Here is a 23,757-nt window from a genome sequence, read left to right on the forward strand (position 1 = left end):
ATCTCCTCAGGTAGAGCGGGTCGCGAGGACCGGTCAGGTGACCGGCCCAGCGGGATGTACATGCCGAGCCGGTCACCGCGAGCCCATGACCGCGAGCAGGGTGACCGCGAGTCGTTGGGGCGCGGTCGCCGTCAGGCCGAGGAGGCCTTGCCTGCCTTGCCGGCCGGGACCTGCAACGCCTGGATGAGCTTCGGGATCAGTTCGAGGAGCTGGGCGAGCTGGGCGGGGAGCGCGAGCACGTCGCCCACGCCCTGGGCGGCGTGTCCGACACCCCCCGCCAACTGGCCCATTCCTCCGGCCAGTTGCCCGAGCCCGCCGAGCGCGGCCAAGGGGTTGCCGGCGCCCGCGGCACCGGTGAGCGTGGCGAGGGGGTTGGCGGCCCCGGCCGCACCCGCCGCCCCGGCGAGCGCGGCCAGCGGGTTGGCCRCCCCCGCGGCGCCCGCCGCTCCGGTGAGCGCGGCGAGGGGGTTGGCGGCCCCACCCGCTCCCGCCGCCCCCGTCAGCGCGGCCAGCGGATTGCCCGCCGCGCCGGCAAGCGCCCCCAGCGGATTTGCGGCGCCCGCGAGCAGCGCGGCCGGGTTGGCGGCGCCGGCCAGGGCCGCCAGGGTGCTCGCCGGCAGCCCGGCCAGGGCCGCGACCTGACCGGCGGCGGACGACGACTTCTCGGGCCGGTTGAGAATCTCGTCGAACGCCTCCTTTCCGCTGTCGGCCATATTGCCCATGAAGTCCTTGAGGATGTCCTGCATGTTCTTGTCGGACATGAGCGAGTTTCCCTTCGGTTGGTTATCCCGTGGCATCTTCCATGGCCTTCACACAGGCCGTTCTGAGGCGTGCCCGCCCTCTGGTGAAAGCGGCCTCGGCTGCCTTGAGGGAGATGTTGTGCATACGGGCGAATTCCGCCGTGGAAATTCCCTTGGACCGGGCGATTATGACTTCCTGCTCCCGGCCGCGCAGCTGCTGGACCTGGGCGAGCAGCCATTTGCCGAACTCCTCGTCGCAGACGTCCTCCTCGGTCGTCCCGGGGTCGTCCAAGAAGGCCGTCCGTTGTAACAGACGTCTGCGTCGCTCCAGGTCACGATAGAAATCCGTACACAGGCGCAGCGCCACGGAGGTGAGGAAGGGCCCCAGCCGGCTGCCGTCGAGGGCGGAGTGCGCGGCCGCCCGGGTCAGCGTCTCCTGCACGCAGTCCTCGGCGTCCTGGTGGCTCGGGAGTCGTCGTCGGACCAGCCGCATGAGGCGGTCCCGGTGCTGGGATATGTCATCCCAGGAGCATTGGGCGGGCGAAGGGCAGGTGGAATTTCGCGCCATATGGAATGCAGCCCGTAGTCTCTCGATCGAGCAGGGGGAATGGTGGCCCAATTCAGATTTGTGGGCCCCCAATTTTTTCCTACCCGAGCCGCCGGGGCGGCAAACCGGAAATCTATCCTGCGAAATGCGCAGGAATGATTTTCCGGGCGCATACCGCTCTTATTTTCGGGCGCGAATCTCCCGGCGCGTCCAGTCGCGGTTCCAGTTGACCCACATGTCCCGCACGGTCTGCTGCACCAGGGAGGAGCCGCGCCGGACGTCGGTGGTCAGGGCCTGGACCGCCTCCTTGCCCACCAGCCGCCCACCCCCCGTGAAATACGTGCCCCGGACGTGCTGGGGCGAGCGGAACCTGCCCCACAGCAGGATCCTCATCAGCGGCCACAGGGTGAACACCCCGGACGGGCAGCGGTCCTCGGGGTCGAGGGTGCCCCACACCGCCGGGCACAGCCCGCTCTCCCGCAGCAGGTCGAAGATGCGCGTCACGGCCTGATCCTTCGTCAGACTCCCTGCGCCATAAGCGAGTACGACATCCCGGGCCTGCTCGAAGAGCTGCCCGACCCACGGATTGTCGACGCCCTGAAGCCCCCGATAAGGCGCTGTCTCCAACGCGTCGAAAGAGGCGGGATCACCCGTCTTCTCGAATGCCACCGCCGCCTGGTTCTGCGCGTTCGTCCCGTACAGCGTCGTGATGGTCCACACCCGGTTCCACGCGTTCCACAACGCGAAGTCGTCGAACGACAGGTAACTGCACGACACCAGGTCGTCGTAGAACCGGAACATGCGCTTGATCCACTGCTCCAGATACGCGAACCGGGCGGTGTCGAAATCGTCCTCGCGCACCGCGTCGATGATCCGGTGGCCCAGCGCGTTGAGCGCCATCACCGTGACCGCCAGCCCGCTGGAGAAGAGCGGGTCGATGAAATCGCTCGCGTGCGGCAGCAGACACCAGCGGTCCCCGACCACCGTCCGCGACGAGAACTGCGTACGGTCGGTCGACACGTACGGCCGCACCGCCCGAGCCCCCTCGAACTGCCGTGCCACACTGGGGAAGCGCCGCACATGGCGCCAGAACTCCTCCTCCGCGGACACCCCCTCGGGACGCGGATGGCGATCGAGGTCGAGATTGACGCCGACGCTGCACAACTCGCTCGTACTGGCACTGTGGTTGTCGAACGGGATGACCCAGAACCAGCCGCCCTCGAAGAGATGGTGCAGTGTCCCCTGGCTGAACGGGCTGGGCATCCCGTGCTGTTCGCGCGGCGGGGCGACGGTGTCGAAGGGGCGCACGTTCACCATGTGCGTGAAGATGGTGCGCGAGCGCGTGCGGTACGGCGGCTCCTGCCGCAGCCCCAGCCGCTCCGGCAGCAGCGCGCGCATACCGCCGGCGTCGACGACGTACGACGCCTGGAAGGTGCCCTTCTCCCGGGTGACCAGGGTGACTCCGTTTTCGTCGAACTTCACGTCGTCCACGACGGTGTGGGTGTGGGCGGTCGCGCCGTACGAGACGGCGACATGGAACATGTACGCGTCGACGTCCTGCCGCAGATAGTGCGAGTCGGGTCCGAGCGGCGGCCCCCAGGTGGGGTATTGGGTGCACTCCTCGGCGCGGGTGGGCTCCGACTCGCGGTGGTAGACGAAGCTGAAGTTGCGCTTCACGCCGCAGTTCGACGACACATGGCGGCGCAGTGCCCCGTTGGTCGCCAGGTGCTCGATTTCCGGGACGTCGTAGCGGCGGGCCAGGACCCGCAGGCCGAAGGTGGTCTCGGGGACGGTGGACTCTCCGATGGCGAATCTGGGGTGACCGCTTCCCTCCAGAAGCAGCACCCGCACGCCGTGGCGGGCGAGGATCGCCGCCAGCATCGTCCCGCCGATGCCGCCTCCGACGATGGCGACATCGAACACACGCTGGTCGTCTTGCACGTCTTCGTCCTTTCGCGACGGGAAATGCGCTGTGCCGGGCCGGTGTTCGGGCGGGCCTCAGAGGGCCGCCGGGCCCGGCAGCGCCCGGCGCAGCCCGCAGGCGGCCACCCGGGCGGAGAACGACAGGGCGAACCAGGGAGTGGGCGCGAGCTCCGCCAACCGCCGTCGCTCGCCCGGCAGTCGACGACCACCGCGTCCGGTGACGTCCAGCCACGCCCCGAAGTGCAGCAGCCGCTCCTCCGGCCCGGCGCGGCGCGCGGGCCGGGGCCGCATGTGCTCGCGCACCGCCCGGGTCAGCGCCGCGCGCCGCGCGTCGTCCACGCCGTGCCCGGCCAGGAAGCGGTCGAGCAACGCGGCCGAACGGGCCGGGAATCCACCCCGCAGCGGCGCGCCACCCCGGGTCAGCCCGGTGTCGTGGAACGCCGTGGCGACGAACAGCCCCGCCCGGTCGTAGTGGATTCCGCGGGCCTGCGCGAAGGCGTCGGCCAGCAGGAACGTACGCAAGGAGTGCAGGGCCGTGCGCGGCGGCACGAGCCGGTGCAGTTCGCGCAGCGCCGCCGCCACCAGCCGATCCCCGAGCAGCCCCTCGACGGACGGCTCGGCGAGCAGCGGACGCCATGCCTGCGGCGCCGTACGACGTGGACCGCCCTCGTCCGCACCGGGGCGCTGCACGGCGTGCGGCTGTGCGGACATGTCGTGCGGCTTCGCGGACATGACGAACTCCTCTCGCATATGCGATGTGTCGGTTGCGCCTGTCTCTTCTCTTTACGCCCGGATCCGGCATCCCCCTGCCCCCGTCCGGCCACCGCCCGGACCTTGGCCGATCTTCGCCCTCGCAGCGTCGAACGCGGATACGGCCGGGCGCGAACCCGGCGAACCCGGGCATGGATGACCGCACTGACCAGCCGCCACCGTGCTCGACAAGGAGCCGCCCGTGAAGGCCAGTACGTCCCTCTCCGCCGAACCCGAAGCCACCCTCGCCCCGCGCCGCATGCTCCTGGGCTACGGCGCGTTCGTCGGGATACCCGTCGGCTTGACCGCGCTGATCCTTGCCTCGATCGGCTACGCGGGCCCCACCGGGCACGCGCCCGCCGACTCCGGCGCGGTGCCCCTCTACCGGATCCTCGGCGCGCTGGCCCTGGTGACCGCCTGCGCCGCAGCGGCCGGCGCACTGGCCCGGCGGATCGGACAGCCGCGCGTGGTCGGGGAGATCGCCGCCGCGCTGCTGCTCGGCCCCTCGGTGTTCGGCGCGCTCCTGCCGGACGCCCAGCGCTGGCTGCTGCCCCCCGAGGTGTTCCCGTTCCTCAACACGCTGGGGCAACTCGGCGTGACCCTCTTCATGTTCACCGTGGGACGCGAACTGTCGCTGACCGCGCTGCGTCGTGACGGCCTGTCCGCCTCGACACTTATCGGCCATTCCGGCATCGCCATCCCCTTTCTGACCGGCGTGCTCGTCGCCCTGGCCCTCCCGGACTCCTACCGCCCCGCCGGCGTGGGCACCGTGCCCTTCGTGCTCTTCCTGGGTCTGAGCCTGAGCGTCACGGCCGTACCCGTACTGGCCCGGCTGCTCTCCGACGAGGGGAAGCTCAACACCCGGCTCGGCACGCTCGCCATGGCCTCGGCGAGCGTCGCCGACGTCACGGCCTGGTGCCTGCTGGCGCTCGTCCTGGCGATCGCGAGCGGTGGCTCCCTGACGGCGGCGGCCGTCACGGTCGGCTGGGTCGTCCTGTTCGGCCTCGTCGTGTGGCGCGTGCTGCGCCCGCTCCTCGTGCGCCTGCTCGCCGCGAAGCGCCCCGACGGCCCGATGGCCGCTGCCCGCACGGCGTCCATCGTCCTCGTGACCGTCCTGCTGTGCGCGCTCGCCACCGAACAGATCGGCGTGCACGCGCTGTTCGGGGCGGTCGCCGCCGGCCTCGCCATGCCGCGCACGGAGGCGGTGGAGCAGATCGCCTGGCGGGTGGAGGGGCTCACCAGCTGGATGCTGTTGCCTTCGTTCTTCATGGCCGTGGGTCTCAGCACCCATCTTGGCGCGGTGCACGGGGCGACCGGCTGGCTCATCTGCCTGGCCGTCCTGGCCGCCGCCGCGGCTGCCAAGTTCGTCGCCACGGTCGTGCCCGCCCGCCTGCTGCGCTTCTCCTGGCGGGAGTCGGCGCAGCTCGGCGCGATGATGAACTGCCGGGGCCTGACCGAACTCATCATCCTCAACACGGGACTTGCGGCCGGACTGCTGTCGCCGGCGCTGTTCGCCATGCTGGTGGTGATGGCGCTCGCTACCACCGCCATGACGGGACCCCTGCTCCGGCTCATGGACGACTGACCCGGCGTGGGACGAGGGCCTCGCGCGCCGGGCGTGCTCTTCGTGTCTCCTTTCGGGGGAGTTGCCGGGTGCGGGGGAACGGGCAGCCAGACACGGTGATCACCGTGTTGAACGTCCACGAACGCGCGCTCCCCGCATCCCGGAAGGCGGTCGGCGCCCTGATCGACGGCCTGGGAGCCGTGGATGACCGGCTGTGGCCGCCAGGCTGGCCGCCGATGCGCTTCGACGGGCCGCTGGCCGTCGGGGCGTGCGGCGGCCACGGCCCGGTGCGCTATGTGGTGAGCCACTACGTGCCGGGCCACTGGGTGCGCTTCCGGTTCACCGGCCCGCGCGGATTCGACGGCTTCCACGAGTTCAGCGTCGAGTCCCTCGACGAGGAACTGACCGTCCTGCGCAACATCCTCGTCCTGCGCCCGCGCGGAGTGCGCTGGCTGGGCTGGCTGCTGTTCTTCCGGCCCCTGCACGACGCGGCCTTCCGGCACAGCCTGGACTGCGCCGAGCACGCGCTCACCGGACGGGTGGCGTGCCCGGTGAAGTGGGGTTGGTACGTGAGGCTGTTGCGCGCCGCGACCGCCCGCCTGGTGCCCCGACCGGCCGTCCGGTCCGGATCAGGGGTGGTCGAGCCGGGGCCGTAACACCGGGCGAACGCAGGCCACGCGGACGAAGGGCGGATCGCCGTGATTTTCCCGCAACCGAAGATCCCCGGTTTCAACACGGACGACGTCACCACCGACCTGACCGAGGCACCGCACCGGGCGGCCGGGCTCGGACAGACCGCCTTCGCCGCAGTCGTCGCCACCGTCGACGTGGAGGCGGGGCAGGACGACTGGGAGCTGCCCCTGACCGAGGAACATCCACGCCCGGTGGTGCTCGTGCACGGCACGTTCGGCAACCGCGGCTACACCTGGACCGAGGCCGCCCCGCTGCTGCGGCGCAGCGGCTACCGGGTCTTCCGCCTCGACTACGGCCGGCACCTGCACCCCGTGCTCTTCGGGCTCGGCGACATCAAGGACTCCGCCCGGCAGTTGGGCGAGTTCGTCGATGAGGTCCTGCGGCGAACCCGCGCCCGGCAGGTGGACCTCGTCGGCTTCTCGCAGGGCGGCATGATGCCGCGCTATTACCTCAACGCGCTCGGCGGCGCCCCCAAGGTGCACAGTTTCGTCGGCATCGCCCCCAGCAACCACGGCATCACCGCCGAGGGCCTGATGAACCTCGCGCGCCAGATCCCGGGCGCCTTGGAGTTGGTCGAGCAGGGCGCCGTCGGCACCGTCGTCCCGGCCTGGCCGCAGCTCCAGCACGACCACCCCTTCCAGCGCGAACTCGCCGACCTGGGCGAGACGGCGCAGGGCGTCCGGCACACGGTGATCGCGACCCGGTACGACGACGTGGTCACGCCGTACACCTCCTGCGCGCTCGCCGAGAGCGAGGGCCGCCGCGTCACGAACGTCGTCCTTCAGGACCTCGACCCCGACGACCACACCGCGCACGCCGCCATGCCCTACAACCCGACCGTCCTGAAGGTGGTCCTCGAAGCGCTGGCCGGCTGATCCCGCGCCGCGCTCAGCGGCTGCCGTCCAGCAGCACCCGGGCGACCAGCGCCGGGTCGTCGCTCATCGGCACATGACCGCAGCCGGGCAGCCGCACCAGCCGGGCCCGGGGGATGATCCGCTTCGCCCGGATCCCCTGCCGGGGCACCAGGAGCCGGTCCTTGCTGCCCCACGCCACCGTGACCGGAATCCCCGTCACATCATCCTTGAACTGCACCTCTTTGCCCGACCGGAGGGTCTCGAAGAAGCCCTCCGCGCGGGCCAGCCCGACCGTCTCGGCGACCACGGACTCGGGCGAACGGCGGCCGGGACGGGCGTAGATGGAGCTCGTCAGGGTGGCGCGGCCGGCGGCCGAGCGGGACAGCCACTCCACGAGGGGCAGCGGCATGCGCTCGGCGGTCCGCCGCATCCCCGTGAGCACGGTGAAGGCGTACTGCCGCTCCAGCTGCGACCAGAAGCCGGCCGGGGACAGTGCGGTGACGGAGCGCGCGAGCCCCGCCCGGCCGAGGTCCAGGGCCAGCAGTCCGCCCAGCGAATTGCCCGCGACATGCGGCCGTTCCAGCTCCAGGGCCTCGCACAGCGCTCTGAGTGCGACGCTCATCGTCGCCAGGTCGTGCCCCAGCCCCTCCGGCAGCCCCGGGGACTCGCCGCACCCCGGCAGGTCCACGGCTATGACATCGCGCTCGGCCTCCAGGACGGGTATCACCGGGTCCCACACCTGACGGTGGTGGCCGATGCCGTGCAGCAGGAGCAGCGGTTCGCCGGTGCCCACGCGCGCGTAGGCGACGGTCATGCTCTTCGGGCCGTGCGGAGTGGGGACTTTGAAGGAGACGGTGGCGGACATGCTGCTCCTCGCAGGGGCTCACGGGCTTTCGTCGTGTAGACAGCCTGTCAGCAATTGCTACCGACGGGTAGACCTTGGCGGTGTGCCCTGTGCGCCGCGTCGATTCCGCCTGGACAGGGGCGGACGGGTGGGCTGGGATGGTGCGGTGACCACCGACACCCAGACCGACGTCTTCGAAGAGCACCGCCCCGTCCTCCTGGGCGTCGCCTACCGCATGCTCGGCCGGGTCGCCGACGCGGAGGACGTCGTGCAGGAGGCCTGGCTGCGCTGGTCGGGCGCCGACCGGTCCGAGGTGCGCGAGCCGCGCGCCTATCTGGTGCGCGTCACCACCCGCCTCGCCATCGACCGGCTCCGCCAGGTCAAGGCGCGGGGTGAGACGTATACCGGCCCCTGGCTGCCCGAGCCGTACGTCACCGACTTCGGGGACACCGTCCCCGACACCGCGGAGCGCGCGGTCCTCGCCGACTCCGTCTCGCTCGCCGTCCTCGTCGTCCTGGAGTCGCTGTCACCCCTGGAGCGGGCGGTGTTCGTGCTCAGGGAGGCCTTCGGCTACCCGTACGGCGAGATCGCCGTCATGCTCGACCGCGGCGAGGCGGCAGTACGGCAACTGGCCGGCCGGGCCCGCAAGCACGTCGACGAGCGGCGCCCGCGCTACGAGGTCGACCCCACCCAGCGGCGCGATCTCACCGAACGGTTCCTGGCCGCGGCCGCGGAGGGCGACCTGGAGGGGCTCATGTCGCTGTTGGCCCCGGATGTCCGGCTGGTCGGCGACAGTGGCGGCAAGGCGAAGGCCCCGCTGCGGGTCCTGGAGACGGCCGACCACGTGGGCCGCTTCCTCGTGGGCGCCGCGCGCAAGGGTGTCGAGGACCTGTCCTGGCGCTTCCTGGAGATCAACGGCGGCATCGCGGTGCTGGCCCTGTCCGGCGGCAAGCCCGACTCCGTCTTCCAGCTCGACGTGCTGGACGGCCGCATCCAGGCCGTCTACATCATCCGCAACCCCGACAAGCTGCGGTCGCTGGCCACCGCCTAGACCACACCACAAGTCCCGCCCGGCGAAGCCCCCGTCGATGTGACGGGGGCTTTGCCTTCATGTAACAAATGCCGTTGTGTACGAACGTGCCGTGAACGTTCCCGGGCGCCACGCGCACGCGTGGCCATGGGATGCAGGATTGGTATTGACCAAGGGTGAGGGCCGCCCTATGGTCGCAGATAAGTGCAACAACCTTTAATAAACAAGGGCGCTAAAACGCCGCCGGGCAACGGCGATTGCGGAGGACAGGGTGGGGACCACGCAACTGGAATCGGTGCCGGAACCGAAGTACTGGCATCTGAGGACCGTGCTCAGCGAGGCACTGGACTCGGAGTTCTCCGTGGGCGAGATCCTGCCCAACGAGCGAGACCTGGCAGCCCGCTTCGGCGTCGCCAGGGCCACGCTGCGCCAGGCTCTCGAACAGCTTGAACTGGAAGGCAGGCTCCAGCGCCGCCGCGGTGTCGGTACGACCGTCGCGCCGCCGCGCGTGGGAGTGGCCGTCGGCACCGAGCAGCACGCCTGGCCGGGTGCGGCCGGCGACGTCTGGCAGGCCACCGACTGCGCACTGCTCGTACCGCCCGCCTCGGTGGCCGACGCCCTGGACAGTGGCCGGGACGAGCCCGTGCACATCGTGCGCCGCTCGCGCGGGACGCACGGCCAGCCCGTCGCCGCCGAGCTGCTGCACATCCCGCAGTCGTCGGTGCCCGACCTCTCCGGCATCGACGCCCCGTCCGGTGCCGCACGCGCGCGTGCCGTGCTGCGCGAGCTGCACCGCCTGGAGCTGGAGGGTCAGGAGAGCGCCGTCGAGCTGGGCTCCGCGCGGGCGGACGACGCCAAGGCGCTGGACCGCCTCCCCGGGGCGCCCGTCCTCGTCGTGACCACCCGCTACCTGGCCGAGGGCCGCACCGCCGCGCTCTCCGTCGCCACCTACCGCGCGGACACCTGCCGACTGACCTTCGGTGACTCCGGTGGAGTGGAGATCCACGAGGACCCGGAGCGCCGGGCGTCCTGACCGCCGCAGCGACCGACACACACCTCGCGCCCCGGATCTCCTCCGGGGCGCGTCGCGTTCACCGGCACGGACCGCACATGTCACGGCGTGCGTACGGCGTAGGGCCGATGCCCGATCCGGCGTGCGCACGGTGTTGGAGCGATACCTGATCCGGCGTGCGAACCGCGCTGGGCCGATGCCTGACGCGCACTGCCAAGGGCGCTGACCGACGCCCGGCCCGGTGGACGGTCAGCGCCGCCCGGTCACCGTCCCCTCCACCGCGAACAGCTGCTCCTCGACATGGTCTAGGGCGAGCCGCAGCGCGCCCGTGGCCACGGCCGCCTCGCCGAGGAGGGAGAGGGCGACGTTCGGCGGGCGCAGGCAGTAGCGGGCGAGTTCGCTGCGCAGCGGCTCCAGTACGCCGTCCAGTCCGGCCGCCCAGCCGCCGACGACGACCAGCTCCGGGTCGAGGGCGAGGACGAGCGCGGCCACGTCGTGGACGAGGCGCTGGATGAAGCGGTCGACCGCCGCTCGGGCTCCCTGGTCGCCCTCGCGGGCTTGGGCGAAGACCTTGGCGACGGCGTGCTCGTCGAGGGGGCGCAGCGGTTCGTCCGTCGTCGACAGCAGGGTCTCCGGGGTCGCCTCACGGCCCAGCAGATGCAGCGCGCCGATCTCGCCGGCCGCTCCGCCGAAGCCGCGGTGCAACTGCCCGCCGATCAGCGAGCCGGCGCCCGGGCTCAGCCCGGCCAGCACGAACACCACGTCGTCGGACTCGGTCGCGGCACCCTTCCAGTGCTCGGCGACCGCCGCCGCGTTGGCGTCGTTCTCCACCAGGACCGGGCACTTGAAGGACCGGCTCAGCCGCTCGCCGAGCCGCAGCCCCGTCCACTCCGGCAGCGCGGCGCCCAGCCGCACGGTGCCGTCGGCCTCCACGATGCCCGGTGTCGCGACCCCCACGGCCCGCAGCGAGCCGCGTGCGACCCCGGCCCGGCGCAGCAGTTCCGCCACCGCCGTGCGCACCCGCTCCAGCCGCTCGTCCGCCGGGGCAGCCTCGTCGACGTCCTTGGTGATCGAACCGAGGATCCGGCCGTCAAGGTCGGCCAGCAGCGCGGCGACCCGATGCGCGCCGACGTCCACGCCCAGCAGATGCCCCGCCTCCGCCCGGAACCGGAACCGCCGCGCCGGCCGGCCCTGACGCCGCACGACGCTCTCGTCCGCCGCCTTCTCGACGACGTACCCCGCCTCGATGAGCCCCTCGACGACGCCCTCGACGGTCGGCCGGGACAGGCCGGTCACCCGGGTGATCTCCGTCAGCGTGGCGGCGTCCGTGGCACGCAGCGCGTGCAGCACCACCGCGGAGTTGATCCTTCGCAGCAGCGAGGGATCCCCGCCCGTCAGCTGCCCCAAACGTCCGTCCTCCCAGCTCGTGCGCATGTTGGGCGGATGTTACTCGCCGGGACCGACCCCGGCGAGTAGCGGGCACCGATGACCTGCCCCGGCTCCCGACGACGTGCCACCCGGCCCGGCGACGACGCGACCTCCGCCCGCCCTCGACGAGTCGGGGTCAGCCCGGCGCCACGAACCCCGACTCGTACGCCGTGATCACCGCCTGCGTGCGATCCCGCGCCCCCAGCTTCGCCAGGACGGCACTCACATGCGACTTCACCGTCTCCGTCCCGACCACCAGCCGGGCGGCGATCTCCGCGTTCGACAGCCCGCGCGCCATCAGCCGCAGCACCTCGGCCTCCCGCTCGGTCAGCCGGGCCCGCTCAAGGAGTGCGCGCGCCGCACGGTTTCCGCCGTCGTCGCCGTACTGCGCGGCGAGTTGCCGTACGGAGGCGGGGAACAGCAGCGACTCGCCCTCGGCGACCAGCCGCACCGCGTGCACGATCTCGGCCGGCCGGGCCCGCTTCAGCAGGAAGCCGTCGGCGCCGGCCCGCAACGCCTCGTACACGTACTCGTCGTTCTCGAAGGTCGTGACGACGAGGATCTTCGGCGGCTCGTCGACCGTCCTCAGCACCGCGCGCGTGGCCTCGATCCCGTCCAGCAGCGGCATCCGTACGTCCATCGCCACCACGTCGGGCCGCAGCTGCCGCACCAGCGGAATCACCGCCGCCCCGTCGGCCGCCTCTCCGACGACCTCGATGTCGGGCTGCGCCTCCAACACGGCCCGCAGACCCGCGCGTACGAGGGGTTCGTCGTCGACGAGGAGCACGGTGACCGGCATCCGGCCAGCCTAGATCAACTCAGGGGCAGCTCCACATGTACCTGCCAGTCACCTTCGGCGGGACCGGTCCGCGCGTTTCCGCCCAGCAGGGCGGCGCGCTCGCGGATGCCGCGCAGGCCGCTGCCTCTGCCGGGCCCGGGTATGTCGGCGGTGAGCGCGTTGCGGATGTCGAGGGTGAGGGTGCCGTCCGCGACCGCGATGCGCACCCGGGCCGGGACGGAGCCCGCGTGCCGCAGCACATTCGTCAGCGACTCCTGGAGGATGCGGTAGCCCTCCCGGGAGACCGGCCCCGGGACGGTGTCCAACGGCCCCGTCATGTCAGCGTCGACCTTGGCGCCGGAGGCCCGCGCGGACTCCAGCAGGCGGTCGGCGTCCGTGAGCGTCGGCCGGCTGCTGACCGGCCGCTCGGATTCGCGCAGGATGCCGAGGACCCGCTCCAGGTCCTCCAGGGCGGCCCTGCCGGTCTCCTCGATGGCGCTCAGCGCCCGGTCGGTGAAGGCCGGATCACCGGCCGCGCGGGCCGCGCCCGCCTGCACGACCGCCACGGTCAGGGCATGGCCGATGGAGTCATGCAGCTCGCGGGCGATACGTGTGCGCTCCAGGAGTTGCTCGGTGTGCTCCTCCAGGGCGGCGAGGCGCTCGGCGGGGGAGGGGCCGAGCAGGCGCAGGGCGAGCGCGGTGATGAGGTGGCCCGGGGCGAGCACCGTCACCGCCAGTGTGACGAGCAGCAAGGGCACCAGCAGCACATGCCACCAGGGGTGACCGTCGGGGAGGAACCGCACGGCCTCCTCGACGTCACGGCCGAACGGCGTCGACAGCAAGTCCACCATGGTGTAGAGCAGTTGGGCGGTGAGGGTCGCGGTCACACAGCCGAGCAGCAGCCGTGCCTCCAGCCACACGACGACCCGTCCCCGGTCGCCCCAGGACGCGGACGGTGCCACGACGATGTCGGTGTTCCCCCGGTCGGGCCGGTGATCGGTCAGCAGCAGGCGTGCCTGGAGCCCCTCCGCGGTCCGCATCGCAGGCACCAGGCCGGCCGGGGCGAGCGCCGCGGCGGCCACCAACCAGATCCACCACTCTTCCCGGATGAACAGCCACAAGCTCGGCCACACGATGCCGATCGACAGATGCAGCCATCGTGTGTACGTCACCGCCCGACCGAACGGGCGCAGCAAGCGGACCATTTCGTCATCGTGCCAGCCGCCACTGACAACGGACCTCCCCCGCACGGGGGAGACGATCTCCACCGGCGGGGGAGGGCCCGGACCACCCGCGACGGCCAGGCTGATGCCATGACCAGCATCGAAGTCCAGGCCCTCACCAAGGAGTACGGCAACCGGCGCGCCGTGGACGACCTCACCTGCACCGTCCAGCCCGGCCGGGTCACCGGCTTCCTCGGCCCCAACGGCGCCGGGAAGTCCACCACCATGCGGCTCGTGCTCGGCCTCGACCGGCCGACCGCCGGCACCGCCACGATCGGCGGCCGCGCCTACGCGACCCTGCGAGAACCTCTGCGCCAGGTGGGCGCGTTGCTCGACGCGCAGGCGGCGCACGGCTCCCGTACCGGCCGTGACCATCTGCGCGTCCTGGCGGCGAGCAACCGCATCCCGAGCCGCCGGGTCGACGAGGTGCTGGAGGAGACGGGCCTGGCTTCGGTGGCCCGCCGCCGGGTGAAGACGTACTCCCTGGGGATGCGCCAGCGGCTCGGTATCGCGGCGGCGCTCCTCGGCGATCCCGAGGTCGTCCTGCTCGACGAGCCGTCCAACGGCCTCGACCCGGAAGGCATCATCTGGATCCGCGGGCTGCTGCGCCGTCTTGCGGGGGAGGGGCGCACGGTCCTGGTCTCCAGTCACCTCATGAACGAGACCGCGTCCTTCGCCGACCACCTGGTGGTCCTCGGCCGGGGACGCCTGCTGGCCGACACCCCGATGCGGGAGTTCATCCACGCGCGTGTGGAACCCCGCGTCCGGATCCGCACCGCGGACGCCACCGCCCTCACAACGGCGCTCGCCCGGCACGGGCACGAAGCCGTCCAGCACGAGGACGGGCACTGGACCGTGCGCCACGCACGCGTGGACGACATCGGCCGGCTCGCCTCGCAGGCGGGCGTCCCCATCCTCGAACTCGCGGCGGAGGAGGGCACGTTGGAACAGGCCTACCTCGATCTGACGGCCACCGAGGCCGAGTTCACCGCACAGCCCCAGGAGGCCTGACCCATGGCATTCGCGCCCGCACTCCACGCGGAGTGGCTCAAGATCCGCACGCTCCGCTCGCTGCCGGGAGCGCTGCTGGCGCTGTTCGCCGTGACCACGGCGTTCTCCGCGCTCGCCGGCGTGGACGCAAGCTCCGACCCCGACTTCGACCCGCTCTTCACCACGCTGTCCGGGGTCCTGCCGGGCCAGATCGCCGCCGTCTCCTTCGGTGCGATGGCGGTTTCGTCGGAGTACCACGGGGGTGCGCTCCGGCTGACGCTCGCCGCCGTACCGCGGCGCGGGCCGTGGTTCGCCGCCAAGGTGACGGCCATCGCCGTGCCGGCCCTGCTCGTCGGACTGGTCACCGCCCTCACGGCGCTACTCGTGGGACGCGCGGGACTCGGCACGGCGGCGAGCGGGCTCACCGCGGCGCAGCAGGTGCGTGGGGTCCTGGGCTGCGGTGTCTACCTCATGCTCATGGCCCTGTTCGCGGCGGGCCTCACCGCCGTGCTCCGCAGCTCAGTGGCCACACTCTCCCTCCTGATCCCGCTCATCCTCGTGGTCTCCTTCGTCATCGGCGACGCCGCGGGCACCGTGGCCGACTTCTTCCCCGACAAGGCCGGCCAGATCGCCCTGCACCAGACGTACGACGGCACCCTCGGCCCGTGGTCGGGCCTGACGGTGACCGCGCTGTGGACCGCGACGGCGCTGCTGGCGGGGGCTTGGAGCGTGCGACGCCGGGACGCCTGACGGCACGCCAAATGTCAGTGCCTCCGGGTTTACTGGACCACATGAACATCGCACGGCACATCGCCCTCATCGACGAGTTGTGCCTCCGCCCGTTCGGGGCGGAGCACAGCCCGTGGGAGGCCGCAGAGGGCGGACCCGGGTATCACGTCGTGGTGTTAGAGAGGAGCCACGGCGACTGTGCGACCCGGGCGGCGACGGTGGAGCAGTTCGAGAAGTACCGCGACGCCCTCTACGACCCGCTCGCTGCCCGCTGGGGAGACTCCCCTCCGTGGAGCGGGCAGACGACTTTGCTGCGCACCGAACACGAGGACATACCCGCGCCCTGGGCCTCCCTCAGCGCGCGCGTCCGCGTGGCCTACGTCTGGGAAGCAGTGGGGACGGGCCGCTGGGTCGCGGTGGCCGTCGCCGACCGTGACGAGGCGGACGACGTGAAACTCATCGCCATGTCCACGGAGACGGCCCCACCGTGACCTCTCAATCCCCGGCCGCCGCCACCCGCAAGCGCCCGTACTCCTGCGCCATCGTCGTCGCCGTCCAATGCGCGTTCAGCCCGCTCGGATTCGGCAGTACCCACAGCCGCGTGTCCCCGATGGTCCGTTCCTGCGGACCGATCTGGGCCTTGGGGTCGTCGAAGGCCGCCCGATAGGCGGTGACCCCCACGACGGCCAGCCAACGCGGCCGCAGTCGCGTCACCTTCGTCGCGAGAAGCCGCCCGCCCTCCCGGTACTCCTGCGCGCTCAGCTCGTCGGCCCGTGCGGTCGCCCGCGCGACGACGTTCGTGATGCCGAGCCCGTACGACAGCAACTCGCCCTGTTCCGACGGCTTCAAGAGCCTCGGGGTGAAGCCGGACAGGTGCAGGACCGGCCAGAAGCGGTTGCCGGGGCGGGCGAAGTGATGGCCTGTCGCCGCCGTCATCAGGCCGGGGTTGATGCCGCAGAACAGCACATGGAGACCGTCCGCGACGACGTCCGGGACGAGACGGTCGCGGGCGGCCTCCAGCTGCTCCGGCGTGAAGCGCGTCATGCTCGCAGGCGCGTCAGAGGATGGCCCCGGGGGTGTAACCGGCAGCCTCCGGGCGCTGCTTCACGATCTCCTCGACACGGCCGACGACCACGCCGACCTGGTCGGCCGCGGCGCCCGTGAAGGACAGCTTGTCGGCCATCAGCGCGTCCAGCCCGGCGCGGTCGAGCGGGATGCGCTCGTCGGCGGCCAGCTTGTCGAGCAGTTCGTTGCGCTCGGCGCCCTGCTCGCGCATCGCCAGCGCCGAGGCGACGGCGTTCTCCTTGATCGCCTCGTGCGCGACCTCACGACCGACGCCCGCGCGCACCGCGCCCATCAGCACCTTGGTGGTGGCGAGGAAGGGAAGGTAGCGGTCCAGCTCACGGGCCACGACCGCCGGGAACGCCCCGAACTCGTCCAGCACCGTCAGGAACGTCTCCAGCAGACCGTCCAGCGCGAAGAACGCGTCCGGCAGCGCGACCCGGCGCACCACCGAGCAGGACACGTCACCCTCGTTCCACTGGTCGCCCGCCAGCTCGCCGGTCATCGAGGCGTAGCCGCGCAGGATGACCATGAGGCCGTTGACGCGTTCGCAGGAGCGCGTGTTCATCTTGTGCGGCATCGCGGAGGAGCCGACCTGGCCCGGCTTGAAGCCCTCGGTCACCAGCTCGTGCCCGGCCATCAGCCGGATCGTCTTGGCCAGCGAGGACGGCGCCGCCGCCAGCTGCACCAGCGCGGTGACGACCTCGTAGTCCAGCGAGCGCGGGTAGACCTGGCCGACCGAGGTGAACGCCTGCGAGAAGCCCAGGTGCGTGGCGATCCGCTGCTCCAGCTCCGCCAGCTTCGCCGCGTCCCCGCCGAGCAGGTCGAGCATGTCCTGGGCGGTGCCGACCGGGCCCTTGATGCCGCGCAGCGGGTAGCGGCCCAGCAGCTCCTCGACCCGGCCGTACGCGACGAGCAGCTCGTCGGCGGCCGTCGCGAACCGCTTGCCGAGTGTCGTGGCCTGCGCGGCGACGTTGTGCGAGCGGCCGGCCATGACCAGCTCGCCGTACTCACCGGCCAGTTTGCCCAGACGCGCCAGCACGGCCACCGTGCGGTCGCGCATCAGCTCCAGGGAGAGCCGGATCTGGAGCTGCTCGACGTTCTCCGTGAGGTCGCGGGACGTCATGCCCTTGTGCACGTGCTCGTGCCCGGCGAGGTCGTTGAACTCCTCGATCCGCGCCTTCACGTCGTGGCGCGTGACCTTCTCGCGCTCGGCGATGGAGGCCAGGTCGACGGTGTCCAGGACGCGCTCGTAGTCGGCGAGCGCCTCGTCCGGCACCTCGATGCCGAGGTCCTTCTGGGCGCGCAGTACGGCGAGCCAGAGCCGGCGCTCCAGCTTCACCTTCTGCTCGGGGGACCAGAGCGTGGCGAGCTCGGTGGAGGCGTAGCGTCCGGCGAGGACGTTCGGGATGCGGGGCTTGGCGGGCGCAGAAGTCACGTGTACGGAGTTTACCCGGCGCCCTGGGGCCCCCGGTCGGCCGTGCCCTGTGGAGCAACCCAGGTCAGAGATGCTGTCCGTGCCGTCCTGCCGCTGGTGCGCGAGACGGATGTCATCGGCGGGCGATCGGGTGAATTCCCCGGCTGTCGACGCGTCCCGGTTTCCTCGGACCTCCACATTTCGTTCATAGTCTGCAAGTCGTGGCGAGTGTGAACGCCCGGCATCACAACTCCTGCGACGATCTCGCCAATCCCGGCAATCGACAACATCACGTCAATGACCGACGTCGGCTTCCCCATTCCGCATGAGAGAAAGAAAACGAGAATGCGACAGGCTCTGACCAGGGGATTGATCGTGGCCGCCGCCGCGACGAGCGCCCTGTCCCTGTACGGCACATGCGCGTCCGCGGCCCCACGCGTGCAGGGGACCATGGTGAACTCCGCCGCCGCGCTGCCGGGCCACAAGGACCCTTGGGACTCGGACGGGCTGGACGAGAAACTCGGCAGGGTGCACGAACAAATCGGCGAGGCGAATGAGGAAGTCGAGGGGGTGAAGGACAAGCTCGACCACCTGAATCTGCCGGGGAACACTTCCGGCGAGAACACCTCGGGACATGGAAACTCCGGCTACGGCACCGACGGGCCGAGCACCCAGGGCTACGGCTACGAGAAGCCGAATGACCATGGCTATGGCTACGGCTCCGAGAAGCCCAGCGACCACGGCTACGGCTACGGCTCCGAGAAGCCGAGCGACCACGGCTACGGCAGCGACAAGCCCAGCGACCACGGCTACGGGTACGGCTCCGAGAAGCCGACCGACCACGGCTACGGCTCCGAGAAGCCCAGCGACCACGGTTATGGCTACGGCTCCGAGAAGCCCAGTGACCATGGCTACGGGTACGGCAGCGACAAGCCGAGCGACCACGGTTATGGCTACGGCTCCGACGAGCCGAGCGACGACGGCTATGGCTACGGCTCCGAGAAGCCGAGTGACCATGGCTATGGCTACGGCTCCGAGAAGCCCAGCGACCACGGCTACGGCTCCGAGAAGCCCGGCGACCACGGCTACGGGCACGACGACGACTGCGGCTATGGCCATGGCTACGGCTGCGACTCGCCCACTCCCACGCCGACCAAGACGCCGCCGGGGAAGCCGGACCACCCCCACATGCCCGAGACCGGCGTCGGTGCCGAGGGCATCATCGGCGGCATTGCCGCCAGTGGGGCGCTGCTGGTCGCCGGAACCGTCCTGTACCGGCGCAGCCGCGCCGCGTCCCGCCGGTCCTAGTGTGCACAGGGCGTCGGCGTACGGCCCGTAGCGGTCGTACGGCTCGGCGCCCTCGGGCAGGCGTAGGTCCGGGACCCTAGCGGGCCTACGCCGCCGGCCCCTCGTACGGCAGCAGCTCGGGACGCTTCGCCGGCAGTCCGTCTCCGGAGGAGCGTCCCGTCAGCCGTCGGCCTATCCACGGCAGCAGGTGCTGACGCGCGAACCGCGCGTCGGTGACCCGCCGGGTGACCCAGCCCGGCGGCGCCGTGGCCGGTATCGGCGTGCGCCACTCGGTGTCCTCGGGGTCGTACCCGAGCCCCTGCCACACCGCCTCGGCGACCCGGCGATGGCCCTCGGCCGTCAGATGCAGCCGGTCCACGTCCCAAAGGCGAGGGTCGCTGAGCGAGGGGGCGCCGTACAGGTCGACGACGACCGCGCCGTGTCGCTCGGCCAGGTCGTCGACGCACGCGAACAGCTCCTCCATGCGCGGCCGGAACCGCGCCAGGACCGGGCCCTGGCGTCCCGGGCTGCGCATCAGCACCAGTCGGCGGCAGGACGGGGCGAGCTTCTCCACGGCCTCCTCGAGCAGGCCGCGCACCCGCCCCATGTCGCACTTGGGCCGCAGTGTGTCGTTGAGCCCGCCGACGAGGGTGATCACATCGGCGCCCATCGCGGCCGCCACGTCGACCTGCTCCTCGACGATCTGTCCGATCAGCTTCCCGCGCACCGCGAGGTTGGCGTAGCGGAAGTCGGGCGCGCGGGCGGCCATCCGCCCGGCGAGGAGGTCGGCCCAGCCCCGGTAGGAGCCGTCGGGGAGCAGGTCCGACATGCCCTCGGTGAAGGAGTCGCCGACCGCGACAAGGCTGCTGTAGGTGGGGTTCGTCTCCATGGCGACAGAAATGGTATCCCGGCTCCATACCCGTCGGTCGGTCGGGCATGGAGCCGGACACGCCACCCGCTCGGCCCGGCTGTCAGACCCGCCGGCCGAACAGCTTGCGCAGCACGTCCTCCATGGTCACCAGCCCGGACAGGAGCCCGTCGCTGCCCAGCACGGCCGCCACATGCGTACGGCTGCCCCGCATCGCGGTGAGCACGTCGTCCAGCGGTGTGCTCTCCCGCACGCGGGCGATCGGCCGCATGTCGGCCACCTGGAACGGCACGTCCTGTGGGGAGGCGTCCAGCGCGTCCTTCACATGCAGATAGCCGACGATGCGGCGACCGTCGTCGACGACCGGGAAGCGGGAGAAGCCCGACTCGGCGGACAGCCGCTCCAGCTCCTCCGGCGTGACGCCCACGCGCGCGTAGACGACGCGTTCCAGCGGGAGCACCACGTCACGCACCGGCCGACGGCCCAGTTCCAGGGCGTCGTGCAGCCGCTCCCGCGCGCGGTCGTCGATGAGGCCGGCCTCGCCGGAGTCCCGCACGAGCCGTGCCAGTTCGGCGTCCGAGAAGGTCGCCGTGACCTCGTCCTTGGTCTCGACGCGCAGCAGCTTCAGCAGCGCGTTGGCGAAGGCGTTGATCGTGAAGATCACCGGACGCAGCGCCCGGGACAGCGTGACCAGCGGCGGACCGAGCACCAGGGCGCTGCGCACCGGCTCGGCCAGCGCGATGTTCTTCGGCACCATCTCGCCGAGCAGCATGTGCAGATAGGTGGCCAGCACCAGGGCGATCGCGAAGGAGATCGCGCGCCCGGCGCCCTCCGGCACGCCCACCGCGTGGAACACCGGCTCCAGCAGATGCTCGATGGCAGGCTCGGCGACCACACCGAGGACCAGCGTGCACAGCGTGATGCCGAGCTGCGCGGCCGCCATCAGCGCGGACACGTGCTGCAGACCCCACAGCACGCTCTTGGCGCGCCGGTCGCCCTGCTCGGCGTACGGCTCGATCTGCGAGCGGCGCACGGAGATCAGCGCGAACTCGGCGCCCACGAAGAAGGCGTTGACGACCAGCGTCAGAAAGCCGATGAACAGCTGTACGGCGGTCATCGCCCGTCCTCCTTCTCGCTCTCGGCGGCGGCGTCGCCGAGCGGCGCGTGCAGCAGCACCCGCGCGGCCCTGCGGCCGGCGGCGTCCACGACGTCGAGCCGCCAGCCGGCGACCTCGACCCGGTCACCCACGGTCGGTATGCGGCCCAGCTCGTTCGCGACGAGACCCGCCAGGGTCTCGTACGGCCCCTCGGGTGCCCTGAGTCCCACGCGCGCGAGCTGGTCCACTCGCGCGAAACCGTCGGCCGAGAACAGCGCCCGGCCCTCGTCGTCGCTGCCCGCGGGGGCGAGGTCGGGCGTCTCGTGCGGGTCGTGCTCGTCGCGGACCTCGCCGACGACCTCCTCGACGATGTCCTCCAGCGTGGCCACACCGGCCGTACCGCCGTACTCGTCGATGACCACGGCCATGGTGCGCTTGCCGGACAGCCGGTCGAGGAGGCGGTCGACGGTGAGCGTCTCGGGTACGAGGAGCGGCTCGCGCATCAGCTCCGAGACGGGGACGCGGGGCCGACGCTCGGCGGGCACCGCCAGGACGTCCTTGATGTGCGCGGTGCCCACGACCGAGTCGAGGCCGCCGCGGTAGACGGGGAACCGGGACAGCCCGGTCGCCCGGGTCGCGTTCGCCACGTCCTCGCAGGTCGCCTGGGCATCGAGGGCGACGACCTGGACGCGCGGGGTCATGACGTTCTCCGCGGTCAGGTCGGCCAGGTTCAGGGTCCGTACGAAGAGCTCGGCGGTGTCCGCCTCCAGGGCACCCTCGCGGGCGGAATGGCGGGCGAGCGCGGCCAGCTCCTGGGGGCCGCGGGCGGCCGCCAGTTCCTCGGTGGGCTCCACGCCGAAGCGGCGCACGATGCGGTTCGCCGTGTTGTTCAGATGCGAGATGAAGGGGCGGAAGGCCGCGCTGAACCAGCGCTGCGCGTTGCCGACCCGCTTGGCCACGGCCAGCGGCGAGGAGATCGCCCAGTTCTTGGGCACCAGCTCGCCGACCACCATCAGGACGATCGTCGACAGGGCCGTACCGATCACCAGGGCGATCGTGCTCGCCGTCGAGCGGGAGATGCCGAGCGACTCCAGCGGGCCCGCGATGAGCGCGGCGATCGACGGTTCGGCGAGCATGCCGACGACCAGGTTGGTGACCGTGATGCCGAGCTGTGCGCCGGAGAGCTGGAACGTCAGATTCCGTACGGCCTTCAGGGCGCCGGCGGCGCCCCGCTCGCCGCGCTCCACGGCCCGCTCCAGCTCGCCCCGCTCGACGGTGGTCAGCGAGAACTCGGCCGCGACGAAGGCACCGCAGGCGAGCGACAGCAGGATCGCCACCAGAAGGAGGAGCACTTCGGTCATCGGGTCACCTCCGTCCCATGGTCGGACAGGGTGGGGAGGATCGCTCGATGTCTGCTACTGGGAGGCTCGCCCATGGGCGGACGCTCACACCTTTCATTGGAGGACCGAAGTGGTCCCCCAATAGTAAAGGATCGGCAAAGCGGTCAGTCGGTGAGGGGCTTCACCCATCGTCGCCAGTGTTCCTCGGGTGTGTACCCGGCCGCGCGCCAGGCATGATGCGCGCTCTCGTTGCGCCGCAGCACCATCGCGTCACCCCGGCGCCCGCCGAGCCGTACGAACCGCTCCTCGGCCGCGGCGAGCAGCGCCGCACCGATGCCACGGCGCCGGCGCTCGGGATGCACCGCCAGCCGGTACAGATGGCAGCGCCAGCCGTCGAAGCCCGCGATCACCGTGCCGACCAGCTCCCCGTCGAGCTCGGCCAGGATCAGCGCCTCGGGGTCGCGGGCGACCAGCCGCTCCACGCCGTCCCGGTCGTCGCTGATGCTCGTGCCCTCGGCGGCGGTCCTCCAGAAGGCCAGGACGGCGTCGAGGTCGTCGGCCGCCGCGGCCCGTATCCGCAGATCAGTCATGCCGTGATCCCAGCACGGGCGGCGCGGCGGGGCGCCGAATTCCACCATCCGGACGGCTACTTGCCGCGCAACTCCTCGATCACCGGCGCGAACGCCTCCATGTACGGCTCCAGGACGGTCAGATACGAGAATCCGTACCGCTCACGCTGGGCCAGCACCTGGGCGGTGATCTGGTCCAGGGTGCCGATCAGGAGGATGGGCAGGGCCAGGGCCTGTTCCAGGGTCAACTCCGGCACCCGGTCGAGAAGGGGCTGGAGCACTGCCTCGCGGTCCTCCGTCACCGCCACGATCTGCAGGAGCAGGTTCAGCTCCGCCGGCTGCGCACGGTCCGCCGCGAACTTCCGGTACCGGGCCACCCGCTCGTCGAGCCGCTCGGCCGTGACGGGGATCAGCCGGCCGGTCGTGCTCCGCGGGTCCGGGTAGGCGCCCCCGAACGCCGCGATGTCGGCGTGCTCGGCGGTCAGCCGCAGGACCCGGTCGCCGTTGCCGCCGACCAGCAACGGCACCCGGGGTTCCTGCGCCGGCTGCGGCCGGTACGACTCGGACCCCAGCAGCCGCCGAAGCTCCTCGACGGTGCGCCGCAGATGGTCCACACGCTCGCCGGGAGTGCCGAAGGGCAGACCCGCCGAGTCGTGCTCCGCCTGTACGTAACCCGCGCCCAGCCCGAGTTCGAGGCGCCCGCCCGTCAGCGCGTCGGTGGTCGCGACCTCCCGGGCGAGCAGCGCCGGGTTCCACAGGCCCGCGTTGAGCACGAACGTGCCCAGGCGCGGCCGCTCGGTCGCCTCGGCTGCCGCGACCAGGGCCGGGAACGGCGCGGGCATGCCCAGGTGGTCGGGGACCAGGAGCACGTCGTATCCGAGTTCCTCGGCCCGGCGGCACTTGGCCCGCCACTCGTCGGCCGGGGCGGGGGTCATCAGGTTGACGCCGAAGCGGAACGGACGCGGGCCCACCGGCTGCGACACGAACTCTGGTTGCGACATGAACTCTCCTCA

Annotated in this window: 24 protein-coding genes; 9 read left to right on the plus strand and 15 right to left on the minus strand. The window is 71.6% G+C overall.

Going from position 1 to position 23,757, the window contains the following annotated elements; translation table 11 throughout:
* Positions 1 to 131 precede the first annotated feature (131 nt).
* The 4 genes from EAO75_RS25635 to EAO75_RS25650 all read right to left on the minus strand — a co-directional run bounded on the left by EAO75_RS25635 (position 132) and on the right by EAO75_RS25650 (position 3,942).
* The gene (locus EAO75_RS25635; RefSeq protein WP_147997374.1) at positions 132 to 761 is read right to left on the minus strand and encodes a hypothetical protein; all 630 of its coding nucleotides are present in this window, start codon (positions 759 to 761) and stop codon (positions 132 to 134) included.
* A gap of 22 nt (positions 762 to 783) precedes the next feature.
* Positions 784 to 1,233 (minus strand): RNA polymerase sigma factor, encoded by a 450-nt coding sequence (locus EAO75_RS25640; protein WP_261989400.1) that lies wholly within the window; start codon positions 1,231 to 1,233, stop codon positions 784 to 786.
* 234 nt (positions 1,234 to 1,467) lie between these two features.
* Positions 1,468 to 3,228, minus strand: a complete 1,761-nt coding sequence (locus EAO75_RS25645) for an NAD(P)/FAD-dependent oxidoreductase (protein ID WP_147997376.1) — start codon at positions 3,226 to 3,228, stop codon at positions 1,468 to 1,470.
* 57 nt (positions 3,229 to 3,285) lie between these two features.
* Positions 3,286 to 3,942, minus strand: coding sequence for a hypothetical protein (locus EAO75_RS25650; RefSeq protein ID WP_261989401.1), 657 nt, complete (start codon positions 3,940 to 3,942; stop codon positions 3,286 to 3,288).
* Between the two features lie 220 nt (positions 3,943 to 4,162).
* Here EAO75_RS25650 and EAO75_RS25655 point away from each other — a divergent pair, with 220 nt between their 5' ends.
* The 3 genes from EAO75_RS25655 (at position 4,163) to EAO75_RS25665 (ending at position 7,092) form a co-directional block, all read left to right on the plus strand.
* Positions 4,163 to 5,545, plus strand: coding sequence for a cation:proton antiporter (locus EAO75_RS25655; RefSeq protein ID WP_261989402.1), 1,383 nt, complete (start codon positions 4,163 to 4,165; stop codon positions 5,543 to 5,545).
* Positions 5,546 to 5,643: 98 nt separating this feature from the next.
* A complete protein-coding gene (locus EAO75_RS25660; protein ID WP_147998070.1) occupies positions 5,644 to 6,180 on the plus strand; it encodes an SRPBCC family protein in 537 nt (178 codons plus the stop codon).
* 42 nt (positions 6,181 to 6,222) lie between these two features.
* Complete coding sequence (locus tag EAO75_RS25665) at positions 6,223 to 7,092, plus strand: alpha/beta fold hydrolase (protein WP_147997377.1); 870 nt, start codon at positions 6,223 to 6,225, stop codon at positions 7,090 to 7,092.
* A 13-nt stretch (positions 7,093 to 7,105) separates the two neighbouring features.
* On the opposite strand, the gene EAO75_RS25670 is transcribed toward EAO75_RS25665, so the two are convergent.
* Positions 7,106 to 7,936, minus strand: coding sequence for an alpha/beta fold hydrolase (locus EAO75_RS25670; RefSeq protein ID WP_147997378.1), 831 nt, complete (start codon positions 7,934 to 7,936; stop codon positions 7,106 to 7,108).
* 145 nt (positions 7,937 to 8,081) lie between these two features.
* Here EAO75_RS25670 and EAO75_RS25675 point away from each other — a divergent pair, with 145 nt between their 5' ends.
* Positions 8,082 to 8,966 carry an RNA polymerase sigma-70 factor gene (locus EAO75_RS25675; protein WP_147997379.1) on the plus strand — a complete coding sequence of 295 codons (885 nt, stop codon included), beginning with the start codon at positions 8,082 to 8,084 and terminating at the stop codon, positions 8,964 to 8,966.
* Positions 8,967 to 9,216: 250 nt separating this feature from the next.
* Positions 9,217 to 9,978 carry a GntR family transcriptional regulator gene (locus EAO75_RS25680; RefSeq protein WP_147997380.1) on the plus strand — a complete coding sequence of 254 codons (762 nt, stop codon included), beginning with the start codon at positions 9,217 to 9,219 and terminating at the stop codon, positions 9,976 to 9,978.
* Between the two features lie 228 nt (positions 9,979 to 10,206).
* On the opposite strand, the gene EAO75_RS25685 is transcribed toward EAO75_RS25680, so the two are convergent.
* The 3 genes from EAO75_RS25685 to EAO75_RS25695 all read right to left on the minus strand — a co-directional run bounded on the left by EAO75_RS25685 (position 10,207) and on the right by EAO75_RS25695 (position 13,368).
* Positions 10,207 to 11,364, minus strand: a complete 1,158-nt coding sequence (locus EAO75_RS25685) for an ROK family transcriptional regulator (RefSeq protein WP_147998071.1) — start codon at positions 11,362 to 11,364, stop codon at positions 10,207 to 10,209.
* Positions 11,365 to 11,521: 157 nt separating this feature from the next.
* A complete protein-coding gene (locus EAO75_RS25690) occupies positions 11,522 to 12,184 on the minus strand; it encodes a response regulator transcription factor (RefSeq protein WP_147997381.1) in 663 nt (220 codons plus the stop codon).
* 14 nt (positions 12,185 to 12,198) lie between these two features.
* Positions 12,199 to 13,368, minus strand: a complete 1,170-nt coding sequence (locus tag EAO75_RS25695) for a sensor histidine kinase (RefSeq protein ID WP_147997382.1) — start codon at positions 13,366 to 13,368, stop codon at positions 12,199 to 12,201.
* Between the two features lie 108 nt (positions 13,369 to 13,476).
* Here EAO75_RS25695 and EAO75_RS25700 point away from each other — a divergent pair, with 108 nt between their 5' ends.
* The 3 genes from EAO75_RS25700 to EAO75_RS25710 are packed head-to-tail and all read left to right on the plus strand — an operon-like array spanning position 13,477 to position 15,596.
* Positions 13,477 to 14,397, plus strand: coding sequence for an ABC transporter ATP-binding protein (locus tag EAO75_RS25700; protein ID WP_147997383.1), 921 nt, complete (start codon positions 13,477 to 13,479; stop codon positions 14,395 to 14,397).
* A 3-nt stretch (positions 14,398 to 14,400) separates the two neighbouring features.
* Positions 14,401 to 15,126, plus strand: coding sequence for an ABC transporter permease (locus EAO75_RS25705; protein WP_147997384.1), 726 nt, complete (start codon positions 14,401 to 14,403; stop codon positions 15,124 to 15,126).
* Positions 15,127 to 15,167: 41 nt separating this feature from the next.
* Complete coding sequence (locus EAO75_RS25710) at positions 15,168 to 15,596, plus strand: hypothetical protein (RefSeq protein ID WP_147997385.1); 429 nt, start codon at positions 15,168 to 15,170, stop codon at positions 15,594 to 15,596.
* Positions 15,597 to 15,600: 4 nt separating this feature from the next.
* On the opposite strand, the gene mug is transcribed toward EAO75_RS25710, so the two are convergent.
* Positions 15,601 to 16,149: a G/U mismatch-specific DNA glycosylase gene (gene mug, locus EAO75_RS25715; protein ID WP_147997386.1), complete on the minus strand. Its 549-nt coding sequence runs from the start codon at positions 16,147 to 16,149 to the stop codon at positions 15,601 to 15,603.
* A 13-nt stretch (positions 16,150 to 16,162) separates the two neighbouring features.
* Complete coding sequence (gene purB, locus EAO75_RS25720) at positions 16,163 to 17,605, minus strand: adenylosuccinate lyase (protein ID WP_147997387.1); 1,443 nt, start codon at positions 17,603 to 17,605, stop codon at positions 16,163 to 16,165.
* A 324-nt stretch (positions 17,606 to 17,929) separates the two neighbouring features.
* Here purB and EAO75_RS25725 point away from each other — a divergent pair, with 324 nt between their 5' ends.
* Entirely contained in the window at positions 17,930 to 18,892 is a 963-nt protein-coding gene (locus tag EAO75_RS25725) for a hypothetical protein (RefSeq protein WP_147997388.1), read from the plus strand.
* A gap of 85 nt (positions 18,893 to 18,977) precedes the next feature.
* Here EAO75_RS25725 and EAO75_RS25730 read toward each other — a convergent pair whose 3' ends face one another.
* The 5 genes from EAO75_RS25730 to EAO75_RS25750 all read right to left on the minus strand — a co-directional run bounded on the left by EAO75_RS25730 (position 18,978) and on the right by EAO75_RS25750 (position 23,745).
* A complete protein-coding gene (locus EAO75_RS25730) occupies positions 18,978 to 19,760 on the minus strand; it encodes an SGNH/GDSL hydrolase family protein (protein WP_147997389.1) in 783 nt (260 codons plus the stop codon).
* An 82-nt stretch (positions 19,761 to 19,842) separates the two neighbouring features.
* A complete protein-coding gene (locus EAO75_RS25735) occupies positions 19,843 to 20,856 on the minus strand; it encodes a hemolysin family protein (RefSeq protein ID WP_147997390.1) in 1,014 nt (337 codons plus the stop codon).
* Positions 20,853 to 22,196, minus strand: coding sequence for a hemolysin family protein (locus tag EAO75_RS25740; protein WP_147997391.1), 1,344 nt, complete (start codon positions 22,194 to 22,196; stop codon positions 20,853 to 20,855). Before EAO75_RS25740 ends, EAO75_RS25735 begins: the two co-directional genes overlap by 4 nt.
* Before the next feature lie 143 nt (positions 22,197 to 22,339).
* The gene (locus EAO75_RS25745; protein WP_147997392.1) at positions 22,340 to 22,765 is read right to left on the minus strand and encodes a GNAT family N-acetyltransferase; all 426 of its coding nucleotides are present in this window, start codon (positions 22,763 to 22,765) and stop codon (positions 22,340 to 22,342) included.
* Between the two features lie 56 nt (positions 22,766 to 22,821).
* Positions 22,822 to 23,745, minus strand: a complete 924-nt coding sequence (locus tag EAO75_RS25750) for an LLM class F420-dependent oxidoreductase (protein WP_147997393.1) — start codon at positions 23,743 to 23,745, stop codon at positions 22,822 to 22,824.
* Positions 23,746 to 23,757: the final 12 nt, after the last annotated feature.

This window comes from Streptomyces sp. UW30 (genome assembly GCF_008042075.1).
Classification (GTDB): domain Bacteria; phylum Actinomycetota; class Actinomycetes; order Streptomycetales; family Streptomycetaceae; genus Streptomyces.

Excerpts from the sequence above, each read along its gene's own strand:
- EAO75_RS25735 (WP_147997390.1), bottom strand. The coding sequence starts at position 20,856 with ATGACCGCCGTACAGCTGTTCATCGGCTTTCTGACGCTGGTCGTCAAC.
- EAO75_RS25690 (WP_147997381.1), bottom strand. The coding sequence starts at position 12,184 with ATGCCGGTCACCGTGCTCCTCGTCGACGACGAACCCCTCGTACGCGCG.
- EAO75_RS25670 (WP_147997378.1), bottom strand. The coding sequence starts at position 7,936 with ATGTCCGCCACCGTCTCCTTCAAAGTCCCCACTCCGCACGGCCCGAAG.
- EAO75_RS25700 (WP_147997383.1), top strand. The coding sequence starts at position 13,477 with ATGACCAGCATCGAAGTCCAGGCCCTCACCAAGGAGTACGGCAACCGG.
- EAO75_RS25705 (WP_147997384.1), top strand. The coding sequence starts at position 14,401 with ATGGCATTCGCGCCCGCACTCCACGCGGAGTGGCTCAAGATCCGCACG.
- EAO75_RS25750 (WP_147997393.1), bottom strand. The coding sequence starts at position 23,745 with ATGTCGCAACCAGAGTTCGTGTCGCAGCCGGTGGGCCCGCGTCCGTTC.
- EAO75_RS25740 (WP_147997391.1), bottom strand. The coding sequence starts at position 22,196 with ATGACCGAAGTGCTCCTCCTTCTGGTGGCGATCCTGCTGTCGCTCGCC.
- EAO75_RS25725 (WP_147997388.1), top strand. The coding sequence starts at position 17,930 with ATGCGACAGGCTCTGACCAGGGGATTGATCGTGGCCGCCGCCGCGACG.
- EAO75_RS25730 (WP_147997389.1), bottom strand. The coding sequence starts at position 19,760 with ATGGAGACGAACCCCACCTACAGCAGCCTTGTCGCGGTCGGCGACTCC.
- EAO75_RS25695 (WP_147997382.1), bottom strand. The coding sequence starts at position 13,368 with ATGGTCCGCTTGCTGCGCCCGTTCGGTCGGGCGGTGACGTACACACGA.
- mug (WP_147997386.1), bottom strand. The coding sequence starts at position 16,149 with ATGACGCGCTTCACGCCGGAGCAGCTGGAGGCCGCCCGCGACCGTCTC.
- EAO75_RS25710 (WP_147997385.1), top strand. The coding sequence starts at position 15,168 with ATGAACATCGCACGGCACATCGCCCTCATCGACGAGTTGTGCCTCCGC.
- EAO75_RS25745 (WP_147997392.1), bottom strand. The coding sequence starts at position 22,765 with ATGACTGATCTGCGGATACGGGCCGCGGCGGCCGACGACCTCGACGCC.
- EAO75_RS25650 (WP_261989401.1), bottom strand. The coding sequence starts at position 3,942 with ATGTCCGCGAAGCCGCACGACATGTCCGCACAGCCGCACGCCGTGCAG.
- EAO75_RS25640 (WP_261989400.1), bottom strand. The coding sequence starts at position 1,233 with ATGCGGCTGGTCCGACGACGACTCCCGAGCCACCAGGACGCCGAGGAC.